This window comes from Marinospirillum alkaliphilum DSM 21637 (assembly GCF_900119735.1).
Taxonomy (GTDB): Bacteria; Pseudomonadota; Gammaproteobacteria; order Pseudomonadales; family Halomonadaceae; genus Marinospirillum; species Marinospirillum alkaliphilum.
In genome coordinates, this window is sequence record NZ_FPJW01000004.1 from 56,181 (window position 1) to 71,668 (window position 15,488).

General features: G+C 56.1%; 17 protein-coding genes and 1 tRNA gene. 12 read left to right on the forward strand and 6 right to left on the reverse strand.

Annotated features, from left to right (window positions below):
• Nucleotides 1-7 precede the first annotated feature (7 nt).
• From phoB to BT114_RS07105, 3 genes are all read right to left on the reverse strand, one after another.
• Nucleotides 8-697: a phosphate regulon transcriptional regulator PhoB gene (gene phoB / locus BT114_RS07095; RefSeq protein ID WP_072325672.1), complete on the reverse strand. Its 690-nt coding sequence runs from the start codon at nucleotides 695-697 to the stop codon at nucleotides 8-10.
• An 84-nt stretch (nucleotides 698-781) separates the two neighbouring features.
• Nucleotides 782-1,681, reverse strand: coding sequence for a 4-hydroxybenzoate octaprenyltransferase (gene ubiA, locus BT114_RS07100; RefSeq protein WP_072325673.1), 900 nt, complete (start codon nucleotides 1,679-1,681; stop codon nucleotides 782-784).
• Entirely contained in the window at nucleotides 1,678-2,298 is a 621-nt protein-coding gene (locus tag BT114_RS07105) for a chorismate--pyruvate lyase family protein (protein WP_084661988.1), read from the reverse strand. The genes ubiA and BT114_RS07105 overlap by 4 nt, the downstream gene beginning before the upstream one ends.
• 63 nt (nucleotides 2,299-2,361) lie before the next feature.
• Here BT114_RS07105 and BT114_RS07110 point away from each other — a divergent pair, with 63 nt between their 5' ends.
• The 3 genes from BT114_RS07110 (at nucleotide 2,362) to BT114_RS07120 (ending at nucleotide 4,834) form a co-directional block, all read left to right on the forward strand.
• Complete coding sequence (locus tag BT114_RS07110) at nucleotides 2,362-3,528, forward strand: FAD-dependent oxidoreductase (RefSeq protein WP_072325674.1); 1,167 nt, start codon at nucleotides 2,362-2,364, stop codon at nucleotides 3,526-3,528.
• 92 nt (nucleotides 3,529-3,620) lie between these two features.
• Nucleotides 3,621-3,983: an SCP2 sterol-binding domain-containing protein gene (locus BT114_RS07115; protein WP_072325675.1), complete on the forward strand. Its 363-nt coding sequence runs from the start codon at nucleotides 3,621-3,623 to the stop codon at nucleotides 3,981-3,983.
• Between the two features lie 8 nt (nucleotides 3,984-3,991).
• On the forward strand, nucleotides 3,992-4,834 hold the full coding sequence (locus BT114_RS07120; RefSeq protein WP_072325676.1) for a thermonuclease family protein: 843 nt from the start codon (nucleotides 3,992-3,994) through the stop codon (nucleotides 4,832-4,834).
• Between the two features lie 6 nt (nucleotides 4,835-4,840).
• Here BT114_RS07120 and BT114_RS07125 read toward each other — a convergent pair whose 3' ends face one another.
• Complete coding sequence (locus BT114_RS07125; RefSeq protein ID WP_072325677.1) at nucleotides 4,841-5,083, reverse strand: hypothetical protein; 243 nt, start codon at nucleotides 5,081-5,083, stop codon at nucleotides 4,841-4,843.
• A gap of 111 nt (nucleotides 5,084-5,194) precedes the next feature.
• Here BT114_RS07125 and dsbG point away from each other — a divergent pair, with 111 nt between their 5' ends.
• The 3 genes from dsbG to BT114_RS07140 all read left to right on the forward strand — a co-directional run bounded on the left by dsbG (nucleotide 5,195) and on the right by BT114_RS07140 (nucleotide 7,039).
• Nucleotides 5,195-6,100: a thiol:disulfide interchange protein DsbG gene (dsbG, locus tag BT114_RS07130; RefSeq protein WP_143142787.1), complete on the forward strand. Its 906-nt coding sequence runs from the start codon at nucleotides 5,195-5,197 to the stop codon at nucleotides 6,098-6,100.
• A gap of 13 nt (nucleotides 6,101-6,113) precedes the next feature.
• Complete coding sequence (locus BT114_RS07135) at nucleotides 6,114-6,929, forward strand: TlpA disulfide reductase family protein (protein WP_072325679.1); 816 nt, start codon at nucleotides 6,114-6,116, stop codon at nucleotides 6,927-6,929.
• Between the two features lie 33 nt (nucleotides 6,930-6,962).
• A tRNA-Arg gene (locus tag BT114_RS07140) sits at nucleotides 6,963-7,039 on the forward strand.
• Between the two features lie 62 nt (nucleotides 7,040-7,101).
• On the opposite strand, the gene BT114_RS07145 is transcribed toward BT114_RS07140, so the two are convergent.
• On the reverse strand, nucleotides 7,102-7,377 hold the full coding sequence (locus BT114_RS07145; RefSeq protein ID WP_072325680.1) for a hypothetical protein: 276 nt from the start codon (nucleotides 7,375-7,377) through the stop codon (nucleotides 7,102-7,104).
• On the opposite strand from BT114_RS07145, the gene BT114_RS07150 reads away from it, so the two are divergent.
• Nucleotides 7,376-8,662: a hypothetical protein gene (locus BT114_RS07150; RefSeq protein ID WP_072325681.1), complete on the forward strand. Its 1,287-nt coding sequence runs from the start codon at nucleotides 7,376-7,378 to the stop codon at nucleotides 8,660-8,662. The genes BT114_RS07145 and BT114_RS07150 overlap by 2 nt on opposite strands.
• A gap of 84 nt (nucleotides 8,663-8,746) precedes the next feature.
• Entirely contained in the window at nucleotides 8,747-9,316 is a 570-nt protein-coding gene (locus tag BT114_RS07155; protein ID WP_072325682.1) for an acyl-CoA thioesterase, read from the forward strand.
• Nucleotides 9,317-9,321: 5 nt separating this feature from the next.
• Here BT114_RS07155 and BT114_RS07160 read toward each other — a convergent pair whose 3' ends face one another.
• Complete coding sequence (locus tag BT114_RS07160; RefSeq protein WP_072325815.1) at nucleotides 9,322-10,245, reverse strand: GGDEF domain-containing protein; 924 nt, start codon at nucleotides 10,243-10,245, stop codon at nucleotides 9,322-9,324.
• 197 nt (nucleotides 10,246-10,442) lie between these two features.
• Here BT114_RS07160 and ahpC point away from each other — a divergent pair, with 197 nt between their 5' ends.
• The 4 genes from ahpC (at nucleotide 10,443) to BT114_RS07180 (ending at nucleotide 15,464) form a co-directional block, all read left to right on the forward strand.
• Nucleotides 10,443-11,000, forward strand: coding sequence for an alkyl hydroperoxide reductase subunit C (gene ahpC / locus BT114_RS07165; RefSeq protein ID WP_425434779.1), 558 nt, complete (start codon nucleotides 10,443-10,445; stop codon nucleotides 10,998-11,000).
• A gap of 120 nt (nucleotides 11,001-11,120) precedes the next feature.
• The gene (gene ahpF / locus BT114_RS07170) at nucleotides 11,121-12,695 is read left to right on the forward strand and encodes an alkyl hydroperoxide reductase subunit F (protein ID WP_072325684.1); all 1,575 of its coding nucleotides are present in this window, start codon (nucleotides 11,121-11,123) and stop codon (nucleotides 12,693-12,695) included.
• A gap of 118 nt (nucleotides 12,696-12,813) precedes the next feature.
• On the forward strand, nucleotides 12,814-14,010 hold the full coding sequence (locus tag BT114_RS07175; RefSeq protein WP_072325685.1) for a multidrug effflux MFS transporter: 1,197 nt from the start codon (nucleotides 12,814-12,816) through the stop codon (nucleotides 14,008-14,010).
• A gap of 113 nt (nucleotides 14,011-14,123) precedes the next feature.
• Entirely contained in the window at nucleotides 14,124-15,464 is a 1,341-nt protein-coding gene (locus BT114_RS07180) for an ATP-binding protein (RefSeq protein ID WP_072325686.1), read from the forward strand.
• The last annotated feature ends 24 nt before the right edge of the window (nucleotides 15,465-15,488 follow it).

Below are 15,488 nucleotides of genomic sequence, written 5' to 3' on the forward strand. Positions count from 1 at the left end.
GAATGAATCAGACCCTGGTGGAAAAACGGTAACCGGTTCCGCGCACGGTTTGCACCAGATGCTCATGTTTAGGGCCGAGCGCCTTGCGCAGACGGCGAATGTGCACATCCACCGTACGCTCCTCGACATACACATTGCCACCCCAGACCTGATCCAGCAACTGATTACGGGTGTAAGCCCGTTCCTGGTGGGTCATGAAAAACTGCAGCAGGCGGAATTCCGTGGGTCCCACTTCCAGCGGTGTTTCACCGGAAGTCACCCGGTGGCTGACCGGGTCCAGTCGCAAACCTTCCACTTCCACCGGCTCTTCAATACCCGCCGGGGTAGTACGACGCAGCACCGCTTTCAGGCGGGCCACCAGTTCACGCGGGGAAAAGGGTTTGGTGATGTAATCATCGGCACCGGCTTCCAGACCGAGGATCTTGTTGTCTTCCTCGCTGCGGGCAGTCAGCATGATGATCGGAATTTCGGCGGTCACCGGGTCGCGCTTCAGGCGACGGGCAAACTCGATGCCACTGGTGCCGGGCATCATCCAGTCCAGCAGAATCAGATCCGGCTGACGATCCACCACCAGCCCGTGGGCCTGCTGGGCGTCAGCGGCTTCCAGGCACTGGTAATCAGCCATCTCCAGCGCCACGGCAATCATTTCCCGAATCGGGGCTTCATCATCAACGATGAGAACAGTTTTTGCTGTCATAACACCTTCCTGTCATGCACGCTGCAAGCGTATTTCATCCTTATTACAACTTCACTAAATGACAGGATGATGACAGCCCGGCGCTCAATACAGAAGATAGTCGATAAACAAGGCAGCAAACACCAGCATGCCGGCATAATGGTTATTCAGAAAGGCACGCAGGCAAGGCCCCCGCTGGCGATCACGGATCAACCACTGCTGCCAGATGAACAGCAGCGCCATGCCGCCGACACCGGCAACCATAAACACTGCACCCCGCTCAAAGGCCACTCCGGCAGCCAGTAACAGCAACAGGGTAAAGGCCTGCAGGATGCCAATCGCCAGCCGGTCATACTGGCCAAAATACACCGCGGTGGATTTCACGCCGATTTTCAAATCATCTTCACGATCTTCCATGGCATAAGCCGTGTCATAAGCCACGGTCCACATCAGATTGGCCAGAAACACCAGCCACAACCCCCAATGCAGACTGCCGGTCTGGGCAGCAAAAGCCATTGGAATCGCCCAGGAAAAAGCCGCACCCAACACCACCTGAGGAAAGTGGGTGTAACGCTTCATAAAGGGATAACAGGCTGCCAGCAGCAACGCCACCGGTGCCAGCAGGATGGTCAGGGTATTGGTGAACAACACCAGTACAAAAGCCAGCAGACACAAAATCACAAACAAGGTCAGGGCTTCGCGGGTGGACACTTGCCCGGTGGCCAGTGGCCGTTGCTGAGTGCGCTGCACATGACCGTCAAAATTGCGATCTGCATAGTCATTGATCACACAACCGGCCGAGCGCATCAGCACCACACCCAGTACAAAAATCAGCAGCACTTTTAAATCCGGAAAACCACCGGCTGCAAACCACAAGGCCCACAGGGTTGGCCACATCACCAGCCAGGTGCCAATCGGGCGATTCAACCGGGTGAGGTTCACAAAAGCGGGCAAGCGCTGATGCCAGGAACTATTGGAGGGAGTCAGGTGTGGCGCGGGGGTCATGACGGGGTCACTCCTTGCATCAAAGCGGTTGCGTAATAAGGCAGTGTTGGCAACGCCAAACGCTCAGCCATGGGCTGCAGGTAATGTTCGGCCACCAGCAACCGCAGGTGTTCACCGTAAAAACAGGAAGCGCGCCCCCATAAACTGTCAAAAGGCAGTTGCCCCGGTGCACAGAACATCAAGGGGCCACGCTCGATCAGCGGGTCACTGAACAGGATGTGCCCCAGCGCACGGTTACCGACCTGTAAAATCCGGCGACGCAACAACCCCCGGTCATCCAGCGGCAATAACGAACGGGCAAACACCCAGGGTTGATCATCCACTTCCAGCAACACCTGGCGCACCCAAACCCGATGTGAAGCGGCTTGCAGCAATTGCGCTTCCTGCGGGTGGACTCGGCTCACTCCTTCACTTAATACCCGCACCCGAAAACCTTGCCGTGCCTGCGACTGCAACCTCAGGGTTAACGAACCTTGCTCCTGCAACCAGCTGCGCCAGGCACCTGCGGGCGCACCCGTCAAATGACTGCTTGGCAGCCAACGTGGTGGCAGGCGGCCATCCAGTTGCTGCAACCTGGCCTGGATCTGTATTTTTAGCGGTGCGGCGGTTAAATGCATGAAAAACCAAAGCTGAGCAAGGCGGTCTATAATGGCCCCGGATTCTAACACAAGGACAAGCTGATGCCTTTAACACCTGCTGCCTCCCTGGTGATCCTTGGCTCCGGCATGGCGGGATACCAATTGGCCACCGAGTTACGCCGTCTGGGTGATGATCGCCCGATCCTGATGTTGACTCAGGATGGCGGGGAAGCCTATTCCAAGCCGCTGCTATCAACTGCACTGGCCAAAAAACAACAGCCTGAACAACTGATTCAAGCCACAGCCCATGAACAGGCCAAACGCCTGCAAATCGAAATTCGTCATCATCGGCAAGTCCAGGCCATTGACCGTGAACAGCATACCCTGCTCACTGAGCAGGGCCTGATTCGTTACGACCAACTGGTCCTTGCCACCGGTGCTGAAGCCCTGGCACCGCGCCTGACAACACCTTCACCCGAAGGTGCATTACTGTCGATCAACGATCTGGACGACTATCGCCGCTTTCGCCAGCAACTGACCGCCGATACACCGGTGGTGGTATTGGGTGGCGGACTGGTAGGGGTGGAAATGACTCAGGACCTGCTGAATGCCGGTCATTCGGTCAGCCTGCTGGCCCGCAGCGCCAACCTGTTGCCGGGTCTGGTGCCCGCAGCAGTGGCCGCCCCCTTGCAATGGGCACTGCAACAACAGGGGCTGAAACAGTACCTGAACACCTCGGCCACCAGCATCAGCGGCCAGCCAGGGCAATGGCAGGTTAATACCGATCAGCACCAGACCCTGGATGCTGGGCTCATCATCAGCGCCACCGGCTTGCGACCACGCATTCAACTGGCACAACAGGCCGGACTGGACTGCGGACGTGGCATACGAGTGAACCGCCAACTGCAAACCAGTGATCCGGATATCCATGCGCTGGGAGACTGTGCTGAAATTGACGGCCTGAACCTGATGTATGTGCAACCCCTGATGGCCAGTGCGCGGATGCTGGCCAGCCTGCTGCACGGTGATGACACCGCTCACTTGTCACTGGAAGCCCTGCCGGTGCTGGTGAAAACCAGTCGCTGCCCGGTGGTGGCAGCCACACCACCCGCTGGCAGCCGGGGGGAATGGCAGTTCAGCGGTGATGAAGAAGGCATGGAAGGCCAGTTTCTGGATGCCCAGGGCCAATTGCTGGGTTTTGCCCTGTCCGGTAAAGCCGTGCGCCAGAAGGCTCGACTGACCCGGCTGTTGCCGCCCTTGCTGGCCTGAGCAGGTTAACCCCCCATAATCCTGATAGCTGACTTTTTAAAACACTTGTTTTATTCTGGCTGCACCACTGACCCAACTGGATTAACACCACCATGCTGAAACTGCGTTTTTTACTCTGGATGCTCGGCCGCCTGTTAAAAGGTGCCTGGCGCAAGGACGAAGCCTTTCGTCAGAAACTCGAACAACAACCCCTGCGTTTTGTGATCAAAACCAGCGATCAGCGTCTGGGCCGGAGCTACAGCCTGCAGCCAAATGGCATTCAAAGCACCAGCGGCGATCTGGATCAGGCCGACATGAAACTGGTGTTCAACACCCCGACTGAAGCCTGGCAGACCCTCACCAGCAAGGACAAAAACGCCTTCATGCGTGCCATCCAGGAAGGTGCTGTTAAAGTGGAAGGGGATTACAAACAGCTTTTTCATCTGCAAGGTCTGATGAAACACCTGAAGGTCTGAAACCCGTGATGCATCTGTTCCGGCTTACACCTGCCCAACAACCCACCCAGCCACGTGCCCGGTTGCATACTCAGTCGTATAAGCCACTGGCACTGCTGCTACTCAGCCTGCTGTTCAGTTCACTGCTGCAAGCCGAACCCTGCCCCATTCAGCAGTTGGATCGGGAAGCTCGGGTGGCGAATGTGTATGACGCCGACACCCTGACCCTGGCCAGTGGTGAACGTCTGCGGGTGCTGGGCATCGATGCACCGGAACTGGGGCGGGATGGTCGCCCGCACGAACCCTTTGCACTGGAAGGCCGGGATTACCTGCGCCAGCTGCTGGCCATGTCCGGCAACCGGGTACACCTGCATCTGGGTACTGAGGCTCAGGACCGTCATGGCCGCCTGCTGGCCTGGCTGTTTCTGCCGGATGGACGCAATGTGCAACGCCTGCTGCTGGAGCAGGGTTATGTGATGCAGGTCACTCTGGCACCCAACACCGCCTATGCTGAATGCCTCAAACCGGTGGAGCGTGAAGCCCGCCAGGCACGCCGTGGCATCTGGTCACAGACTGAATACCACCCCGGCATTGCCGCCACCGCCATTCCTGCCGGCACCCAGGGTGCCGTGATCCTGCATGGACGGGTGGAACGCATCGGAGAAAGCCGCGACAACCTGTGGCTGAACCTGGAAGGGCGAGTGGCACTGCAGTGGCCAAAAAACGACCTCACCGCAGACGAAGTACAACAACTGCGTCAACTGCAAGGTCAAGCTGTACGTGTCAGAGGCTGGCTGGTGCGTGACAACTCACGCCACCATGACTGGCGCATCCGCATCAACAGCCTGCATCACCTTGAAATTATGCCGTAAACAGCTTCAATCGTCGGCTGCTTCATCCTGCAGCAGCTGACGACGTTTTGCTGCCAGGCGCTGGGCCTTGCGCTGCTGATACCGCCGCAACACCGCAATCACCAACGCAATGGCCAGCATCACTACCAATACACGGATTTGCCAATAACCTGCCTGAGCACGCCCCAGCCAGGTCTCCAGCAGCACAATCAGCGTAAATCCTGCAGCCTGCGAAACCACCGCCCAGAAGCGCAAAGGATCTTTCAACATTCATGACTCCCAATAGTGCAGCAACAGGCCAAGGGTGACAGTTGCAGTCAAACTGGCTACCCTTACCGCTTGTTTTTTGTCCGGCACGGCCAACAGAGGAATTTTCGTTTTATGTCTTTTACATCCCGCTTTCTGCAGCGATCCTTGATGATCGCCCTGTTGGTCACTGGCTTACTCTTGACGGGCCTTCTCATGGCCGGTCTGACCGGCAACGGACAGGCCTTTGCCCAGCAGGCTGCAACACAACCCGGCCAGCAGTCCAGCCTGCTGGATCTGCCGGAACCCATCCAGCACCTGCAGAATCAGGGACTGGACATTCTACGTGAATTCCCGGTTGGTGCATCCCTGCGCGGCTGGGTGGTCAGTTTTGAAGGCCGCGACCTGATTGTTTACACCACCACTGATGGCGAATTTCTGATCAATGGTGTACTGCTGAATGCACAAGGGCAGGATCTGACCGAAGCCCACCAGAAAGAATGGCTGCCGCGCCCGGACTGGAATGATCTGGCCAGTGCCAGCTACCTGACGGAAAGCAGCAGTCGCATCACTGACAGCGGTGATCGCATCACCGAAAACACCCTTTATGTGTTTTTTGATGCCAACTGCCCCTTTTGCCAACTGGCCTGGATGGCCCTGCAACCTTACCGTGCTGCCGGGCTGGAAGTGCGCTGGATTCCCGTTGCCTACCTGAAACCGGACAGCCGCAACCGTGCCGCCGCACTGCTGAGTGCACCGCCCAGCCGCCAGCCGCTGTTGCTGGAACGCAACATGAAAGAGTTTGGCCAGCCGCTGCCAGAGCTGGACAAAACCCCGGACAATCTGGAGCGTGAACAACTCCAGGCCAACATGGACCTGATGCAGTCACTGGGCATCAACGGCACTCCCGGCTGGGTCTGGCAGGATGCTGACGGCAAGCTGCACACCCACGCCGGTATGCTGCGCCTGCCACGCCTGCCGGATGTGACCGGTCTGCCAGCACAGCAGCACCCGGAACCGGCACTGATGCGTTTCCGCTGAGGCACACCCAACCATGGAAGCCCTGACCCTCGGTCCACTGTTGCTACCTGTCAGTCGCCTGCCCGGACTGGCAGCCCTGCTGGTGCTGTTGATCAGTACCGAACTGCTGGACAAACGTCATCCCGGATTGGCGCGCTGGGGCTGGCTGACCCTGCTGGTGGCGGCACTGGCCGGACGCCTGATCTACGCTGCCGGAGCACCCGGCGCTTACCTGAGCGCCCCCTGGACACTGCTCTACTTCTGGCAGCCGGGTTACAGCTGGTGGGGCGCGCTGCTGGGTGGTCTGATCTTCACCGGTATTTACCTCCACCGCCACGCGCCCTTGCGTAAAATCGGCGGACTCAGCTTTGCCGCCACTGCGGCCACCGGCCTGCTGGTGCTGGCACTGCTGCCGGGCACCCAGGGCAAGGGCGATGCCATCCCGGATTTGCGGGTATTCAATCTGGATGGTGAAGAACTGCGCCTGAATCAACTGGCGGATGGACGCCCGCTGGTGGTCAACCTCTGGGCCACCTGGTGCCCGCCCTGTCGGCGTGAAATGCCAATGCTGATGGACTTTGAAAATGACCCACGAGTACAGATTCTGCTGATCAACCAGGGAGAAAGTCTGCTGGCAGTGGAACGTTACCTGGACGACCAGCGACTGCGCTTCACCCTGCCACTGCTCGACCCGGAACAGAACGCCATGCGCCGCTTTGAAGCTCCCGGACTACCCGCCACCCTGTTCTATTCTGCAGAAGGACAACTGGTCGATCGGCACTTCGGAGAACTCAGCCGCGCCCAGATCGAACAGTTCATCCGCCGCCAGGGTAGAAGTCTGGACAAATAGGGACCAGCCCCCTACAATTCCCGACCTCTTCACGCGCTCGTAGCTCAGCTGGATAGAGTACTGCCCTCCGAAGGCAGGGGTCGTGGGTTCGAATCCCGCCGAGCGCGCCAAAACTTTTTCGATGCTTTCCTCTAAGCCAAGTCTTCCTTGATTCTCGTCAAACCCTTGCAAATCAAGGCTTACAGGCTGCTTTCCAAAATACCTTCCTGCTGAAAAACTGCTTCATCGCCTGTGTTTTCGATCGGCTGAAAATCAGGCAAATTTCAAAGGAAACTGACAGCATCCAGCCACCTCTCAGGCCTTCTTGCAGCAGGCCACAAAAGCCAGACTGGCGTATGAAAAGGATGACGTGTATTTTGCCACACTGGATGGCGAACAACTCAGTGCCCAGAATTGTACCGGGCGACACAAGGCTTAAATCCTCGGCCGGAAAACCTGTAAATACCATGACCCACCCCACCCTGCTTTCTCCCGAACGCTTTAACGATGAATGTTTCTGCCTCAGTCTGGATGAGGCAGTGTTGCGTCACGCGCTGGAGGAGGAACTAGGTAGTCCGGGGCTGGCTGATCTGGTTCAATCCCGCTGCCCTTACCTGTTCTCCGCCCAGCCGGTGTTTTTGCCACAGCGCCAGCAACAACGTATGGCAGCGGTGATTACTGCGGTGGAGCAAGTCGTGACGCTGCCATCCTGGCAGGAGCGGGTGCTGCACGGATGTGACGAGGTGGTGCACCATACGCCTGGGCGTGCCAGCGGGGTATTCATGGGGTTTGATTTCCACCTGCGCGGTGAACAGCTGGGGCTGATCGAAATCAATACCAATGCCGGTGGAGCGATGCTGAATACCGTACTGGGTCGCGCCCAGCGTGCTTGCTGCCCGGAAATGGCAAATCTCTGGCCGATGCCGGTTTCAGCCCAGCGGCTGGAGCAGGACATCATTCGTATGTTCAGACAGGAATGGGCGCTGGCTGGGCGTGATCGATCCCTAAGCAGCATTGCGCTGGTGGATGAAAACCCTGAACAGCAGTACCTCTATCCGGAATTCATCCTGTTCCGGCGTTTGTTCGAGAAACACGGCATCCAGGCAGTGATTGCAGATCCACAACAGCTGGAATTGCGTGATGGTCACCTCTGGTGTGGTGATCTAATGATTGATCTGGTCTACAACCGTCTGACAGATTTTACTCTGGAACAGCCACGCAGCGCCTTGATACGCCAGGCATTGCTGGACGATGCAGCACTGGTGACACCTCATCCTCGTGCTTATGCCTTGTATGCTGACAAGTTCAATCTGACGCTGCTGACTGATCCACAGGCATTGCAGGAGCTGGGTGTACCAGGGGCTATACAACAGGTGTTACTGCAAGGTATCCCACATACCGAGCGAGTCACACCGGAGCAAGCCGAGCGCCTGTGGCAGCAGAGGAAGCAACTCTTCTTCAAACCAGCCAGCGGGTACGGTAGCAAAGCTGCTTACAGGGGTGACAAGTTAACCCGCGGTGTCTGGGCAGAGATTCTGAAAGGACGTTATGTGGCACAAACACTGGTGCCACCGGGAGAGCGCAAGTGTTCCCCGGATAATCCCGCTGCCCCGCTGAAGTTCGACCTGCGCAACTATGTTTATCAAGGGCAGGTACAATGGCTGGCCGCACGCTTGTATCAGGGACAGACCACCAATTTTCGTACCCCCGGCGGCGGTTTTGCCCCGGTTTATGCCTGGCCTGAGTCATGCTGACCCTATCACCCCGATAGCTGGCCGTCAGCGATGGGATGCAATACCCTTGCATCAATTGATGAATTGATTAGGAGTTGACCCCCGATGGTGAATGAGGCTGGTTTTCGTACGGTGCAGTCTTCGCAGGTGATTCTGAAAGAGCTGATGGTGCCGTCTTATGCCAATTTCGGTGGCAAGGTGCACGGTGGTGTGTTGCTGTCGCTGATGGACAAGATTGCTTATACCTGTGCGGCCACTCACGCCAAGGCATATTGTGTGACGGCTTCAGTCGATTCGGTGGATTTTGTGAATCCGGTGGAAGTCGGTGAGCTGGTGACCTTGTTTGCTTCGGTGAACTATGTCGGCAAGAGTTCAATGGAAGTGGGCATCAAGGTGATTTCCGAAGATTTTCGCAAGGAGATCGTGAAACACACCAACACCAGTTATTTCACCATGGTGGCAGTGGATGAAGAAACCCGCAAGCCCACCTCAGTGCCGGGGTTGATCCTGCAGACGGATCAGGAAATCCGTCGCTTTGTGATGGGCAAGTTGCGCAAGCAACTGCGAGCCGGGCATCGACGTGATATTGCCGACCTGCGCAAGACGCTGGACAGGGTGCGGGAGCTGCAGGAACTGGACGGGGAAAACTGTCAACTTGGCAAGCACCGCAACTGATCCACTCAACGGTCGACAATACTGACGCGATTGCGCCCGGCACCCTTGGCTTTAAACATGGCCTTGTCTGCCTGGGCCAGCAGTGCATCCAGTGACGCCTCGCCACTGGATGCTGTACTGACACCAAAACTGCCGGTGCATTGCAGCTGCTTGCCTTCAAAACTGATGACACAGGCGGCCAGGGCCTGACACAGTCGCTCAGATAGTTTTTCAGCCTGTTGCAAGGTGGTTTGAGGCATCAGGATGGCAAACTCCTCACCGCCCAACCTTGCCAGAATGTCTGTCGCCCGCACCTGTCCGGCTGCGGCTGTGGCCATCGCCTTGAGTACTTCGTCTCCGGCAGCATGGCCATACTCATCATTGATTTGCTTGAAGTGGTCCAGATCAAACATCACCAGACTCACTGGTGTAGCACTTGACTGGGCCTGACGCAGCACCTGGCGGCCCAGATTAAAGAAGGCACGGCGATTGTTCAGATCGGTCAGGGCATCCGTGTCCGCCCGGATTTCTGCTTCTCGCCGGGCCGCTTCCAGCTGTTGCTCCATTTGCTTGCGGTCGGTAATATCGGTGGCAATTTCAATCCGTACCAAACGACCATCCGGCCAACGAATGGCCTGATCCCGGCACTGATACCAATGACCATTTACCGTATTCTGGAACTCCCACACCAGCACACCGGTGGGCTGGCCTTGTTCATCAAGCAGCTGGTTGTTGGTGCAGAAGGTGCAAGGACCGGATTGATCCGCCTGCAGTACCTGCCAGCATTTACGCCCTCCTGCCTCACCCCACTTGCTGCGACCATATTCGTTCATGAACAGCAACTCATGGCTATCCATAGCCGCAACATAAACCAAGGCATCCAGGCTATCGAGGATGGTGGAAACCGCCTGAAAACCATCTACAGCTGGTGAGTTTTGCTTTCCTTTCATGGCCCTGACACATTCCATTCACGTGTTTCTGCTGTATATTGGAATCAGCTTATCATTCTGACCCTACAGATGATAGGCGTTTCCAATCGCACTGTTAAAGTTAATCAATTTTGAAATACCAATAGACAGCGATAATATGAGCCTGTCTTGAGGATTCAACCTTTTTTTACCAACCAGGAGATGTAAAAGTCATGGGTATTGTTAACTCTGAAATCAAACCTTTTAAAGCCACCGCTTTCAAGCAGGGCAAGTTTGTAGACATCACCGAAGCCGACGTTAAAGGCAAGTGGGCGGTATTCTTCTTCTACCCAGCCGACTTCACTTTTGTTTGCCCAACCGAGCTGGGTGACGTAGCTGACAAGTACGCTGAACTGCAGAAAATGGGCGTTGAAGTCTTCTCCGTGTCCACTGACACCCACTTCACCCACAAAGCCTGGCACGATGCTTCTGAAACCATCGGCAAGATCCAGTACTTCATGGTTGGCGACCAGACCGGCACCATCACCAACAACTTTGGTGTGATGCGTGAAGGCCAGGGCCTGGCTGATCGCGCCACTTTCATCATCGACCCGCAGGGTGTGATTCAGGCTGTTGAAATCACTGCTGAAGGCATTGGCCGTGATGCTGATGACCTGCTGCGCAAGATTAAGGCTGCTCAGTACGTTGCTTCCCACCCCGGCGAAGTTTGCCCTGCCAAGTGGAAAGAAGGTGCTGCCACCCTGAAGCCGTCTCTGGATCTGGTCGGCAAGATCTAAGTAAACCCCGCGTTTACTGATCTGACCCGCCGGTGTCCCCTGCCGGCGGGGTCTTTACCCCCTGCTTTGCCTTTATTGTATCAAGCGTTTTTCTCTTTCTGTTATCAAAGGACACGCACCATGTTGGACGCTACTCTGAAACAACAGCTGGACGCCTACCTGCAGCACATCGTGAATCCGATCGAGCTGAGCGTGTCCACTGACGAACAGGCCTCATCTAAAGAACTGCTGGAACTGGCAACTGAACTGGCCGAAATGTCCGGCAAGATCAGCCTCAAGCAAGTGGCGGCCGAGCGCACGCCCAGTATGGCTGTAGGCCCAGTCGGCGAAACACCGCGCGTGAGTTTTGCCGGTATTCCGATGGGTCACGAATTCACCTCCCTGGTGCTGGCACTGTTGCAGGCCGGTGGTCATCCGTCCAAGGCTGACCCCGAAGTCCTGGAGCAGATCCGCAATCTCCAGGGTGAATACCACTTTGTTACCTATATTTCACTGTCCTGCCAGAACTGCCCGGACGTGGTGCAGGCGCTGAACCTGATGGCGACCCTGAACCCCGGCATCACTCACGTGATGGTGGATGGCGCACTGTTCCAGCCGGAAGTGGAAGCCAAACAGATCATGGCAGTGCCTTCGGTTTACCTGAACGATGAACCCTTCGGCCAGGGCCGCATGACGCTGAATGAAATTGTCAGCAAGCTGGATACCGGTGCTGCCAAACGCAAGGCAGCTGCCCTGAATGACAAGGCACCCTATGAAGTACTGGTGATCGGCGGTGGTCCTGCGGGTGCTTCTGCAGCCATCTATGCGGCCCGCAAAGGCATTCGCACCGGTGTGGTGGCTGAGCGTTTTGGTGGCCAGGTGATGGACACCGTAGGCATCGAGAACTTCATTTCCGTGCCCTACACCGAAGGCCCGAAACTGGTGGCCAGCCTGGAACAGCACGTGAAGGAATATGAAGTGGACCTGATCACCGAGCAGAAAGCCGCAGCGGTGAAAAAAGGCGATTACATCGAAGTGACGCTGGAAAGTGGTGCCACCCTGAAGAGCCGCAGTGTGATTCTGGCCACCGGTGCCCGCTGGCGCGAAATGAATGTGCCCGGTGAGAAGGAATACCGTGGCAAGGGTGTGGCCTACTGCCCCCACTGTGATGGCCCGCTGTTCAAAGGCAAGCGTGTGGCAGTGATTGGCGGTGGCAACTCCGGTATTGAGGCCGCCATTGATCTGGCCGGTATTGTTGAGCACGTCACGGTGCTGGAATACGGTGACACCCTGCGGGCTGATGCTGTGCTGGTGCGCAAGGCTGAGTCCATGGCCAACATCACCATCATCAAGGAGGCCATGACCACCGAGGTGCTGGGTGATGACAACAAGGTGATCGGTCTGAAATACAAGGATCGCAAGCATGATGAAATGCACGTGCTGGATGTGGCCGGTATTTTTGTGCAGATCGGCCTGGTGCCCAACAGTGAATTCCTGCGCGACACCCTGGAGCTGACTGAGCGCGGTGAAATTGTGGTGGATAGCCACGGCCGTACCTCTATGGCGGGTGTATTTGCTGCCGGTGATGTGACCAGCACACCTTACAAGCAGATCATCATTTCCATGGGTTCCGGTGCCACTGCAGCGCTGGGTGCCTTTGATCACCTGATCCGCACACCGGCCCCTGTTGCTGCCCAGGCCACTGAAACGGTCTGAAGCTGAACCTGCTTCGTTTTGTTGTTGTAGTCATAGCTGTGCTTTTCACCGCTCCTTCGGGGCGGTTTTTTATTGGCAGATCGGTTAGACTATCAAGTCCATTTTTAGGACATCCGGCATGAAGATTCCCGCCACCTCGTTTCAAAGCCTGACCTGGATGCTGGCCGGTCTGATTTCCATCGGACCGCTGGCGATTGATGCCTACCTGCCGGCCATGCCGCAAATTGCCACCAGCCTGGACACCTCCATTCATCATGTGGAGCTGACCCTGAGTGTCTTTCTGATCGGTTTTGCGCTGGGGCAGTTGTTCGGCGGGCCTTTTTCCGACCAGTACGGTCGCCGCCTGACCATCCTTTCCGGGCTGGGTATTTTTGCACTGGGTAGCCTGCTGGCAGCACTGACACCTTCGATTGAAATCCTGTGGCTGGCTCGTGTGCTGCAAGCCTTTGGTGGCGGCATCGGGGTGGTCAACACCATGGCAGTGGTGCGGGATCTTTACAGTGGCCGTGACAGTGCCCGTGCCTTGTCGCGCATCGTGTCGATCATGCTGGCGGCACCCCTGCTGGCTCCTTTTATCGGCAGTGGTATTCTGCTGTTCAGCAACTGGCGCGGCATTTTTGCGCTACTGATGCTTTATGCCCTCGCTTTATTACTGGTGCTGCTGCGCACCCTGCCGGAAACCCGTCAGGCCAGTGTTCAGGTATCCATGCATCCGCTGCGGCGTTACTGGTCGGTGATCCGCCATCGCCCAACACTGGGTTTTCTGAGCGCCACTGCATTCAGTCACGCCGGGATGTTTGCTTTCATCACCGGCTCGGCGCTGGTGTACATGGAATATTACGGTGCCAGCCCGCAACTGTTTCCGGTGCTGTTTGGCATGAACATCCTCACCCTGGTGGCCTGCAATCGGCTGAATGTGCTGTTCCTCAATCACACCTCGCCGCTGCGATTGTTAAAAATCGGGCAGGCTGTACAACTGCTGTTTGGCCTGGTCCTGCTGCTGAGTTACCTGTTGTTTGAACTGCCCCTCTGGGGACTGGTGCTGATGATCATGCTGTTCATGGGGCAGCACGGTTTCATCATGGCCAATGGCATTTCCAGTGCAGTGGATTATTTCCCGCAGAGTGCTGCCACTGCCAGTGCCGTGATCACCGCCACCGGTTTTATGGTCGGGGCCGCCAGCGGCACTCTGGTTGGCTTGTTAGGTGATGGTTCACCCATCCCGATGCTGGCAGTGATGGCCGCCTGCCCCATGCTCGGCATCCTGCTGCGCACCCTGCTGCACCGAGATTTACAAATCCCGCCCGAGCAGTGAACTTCCAAAACGGGAGCGCAGCACTTTTACGCGCTTAAAAGTGTGCATACTTGCATTTTTATGCGCCATAAAGTGTAATGATCGGTGACTTGCCTGCTCACCGAGGATCAAGCATGCAGCGGCTACTTCTTGAACAACTACTGGCATGGAAAAACAAACCAACACGAAAGCCGCTGTTGATCGATGGTGCTCGCCAGACTGGAAAAACCTACCTGCTGCAGACCCTGCTCGGCCAGCAATTCCAACAGGTATTACGCATTGATTTCCTGGAATCACCAGACATGGCTGCTGCCTTTGAAGGCTCGCTGACTCCAGAAGATGTGATCAAAAACCTTGAGCTACTGACCGGCCAACCATTCAACCCAGACAAAGACCTGCTGATTCTGGATGAAATTGGTGAGTCACCGCGAGCTGTCACTGGCTTGAAGTATTTCGCTGAAAAAGCTCCCCAGATGTATGTTGCAGCCAGTGGCTCCAATATTGGCCTGTTGAACACCTTTCCTGTTGGCAAGGTTGAACAGCACAATCTGCGCCCACTTACTTTTCGCGAGTTTCTTATTGCATCAGGCGACAAACCACTGTTTCAGGCTTTTGACTCCCAGATGAATTCAGCTGCGGCCCACAACAAGCTCTTCGACAAGCTCACAGATTATTATTTCACCGGCGGTATGCCTGAAGCTGTTCACACCTGGTTTGAACTGGAAAAAAGCAGCATCCTTGAGCGCATACAAGCTGTCTCGGATATCCATACCAACCTGGTTTCAGGTTATATGCGGGATTTTGGAAAATATGCCGGCAAGGTGGATGCAACTCTGATTGAGGCCGTGTTTCGTAACATACCATCACAGCTGTCCAGTGTTATGGATGAGTCCGTGAAACGCTTCAAGTTCAAAGAGGTGCATGAGCGCAAATCACGTTATGGTGAGTTTGAAAGTGCCATCAGCTGGCTGGAAAAATGCCGCTTGATTCTGAAAAACCACCCCCTTTCAGGCACACCCCGCAGCCCACTGGCAGCCTACCGCAAAGACAACCTGGTCAAGCTCTTCCTGTTTGATGTTGGACTGCTCAACCACATGCTTGGCGTCAGTTATCGGGAAATCAAACAGCAGGGTTACGAATACAAGGGTTATGTTGCTGAAAACTTTGTCCAGCAGGAGTTTGCCGCCCAGGGTATGGATACGACTTACTCATGGAATGATGCCAGAGCAGAAATTGAATTCATTGCCGCAGACGATCAGGGCCGGGTTGTTCCAATCGAAGTGAAAAGCGGCAAACGTACCCGCGCTAAGTCACTTCTGTCTTACATCAGCAAGTGTACGCCCCACAAAAGCATCAAGCTCACTGGCACACAAGGCTCTTCCTTGCTTGAACAGCAACCCCATGTGATGCCGCTGTATTACAGTGAATACGTCATCAGCAAACATCTGAAAACTGCACCGGACGCTGGCGACTGATCCGGTGCAGTGATGTTCAGAAAA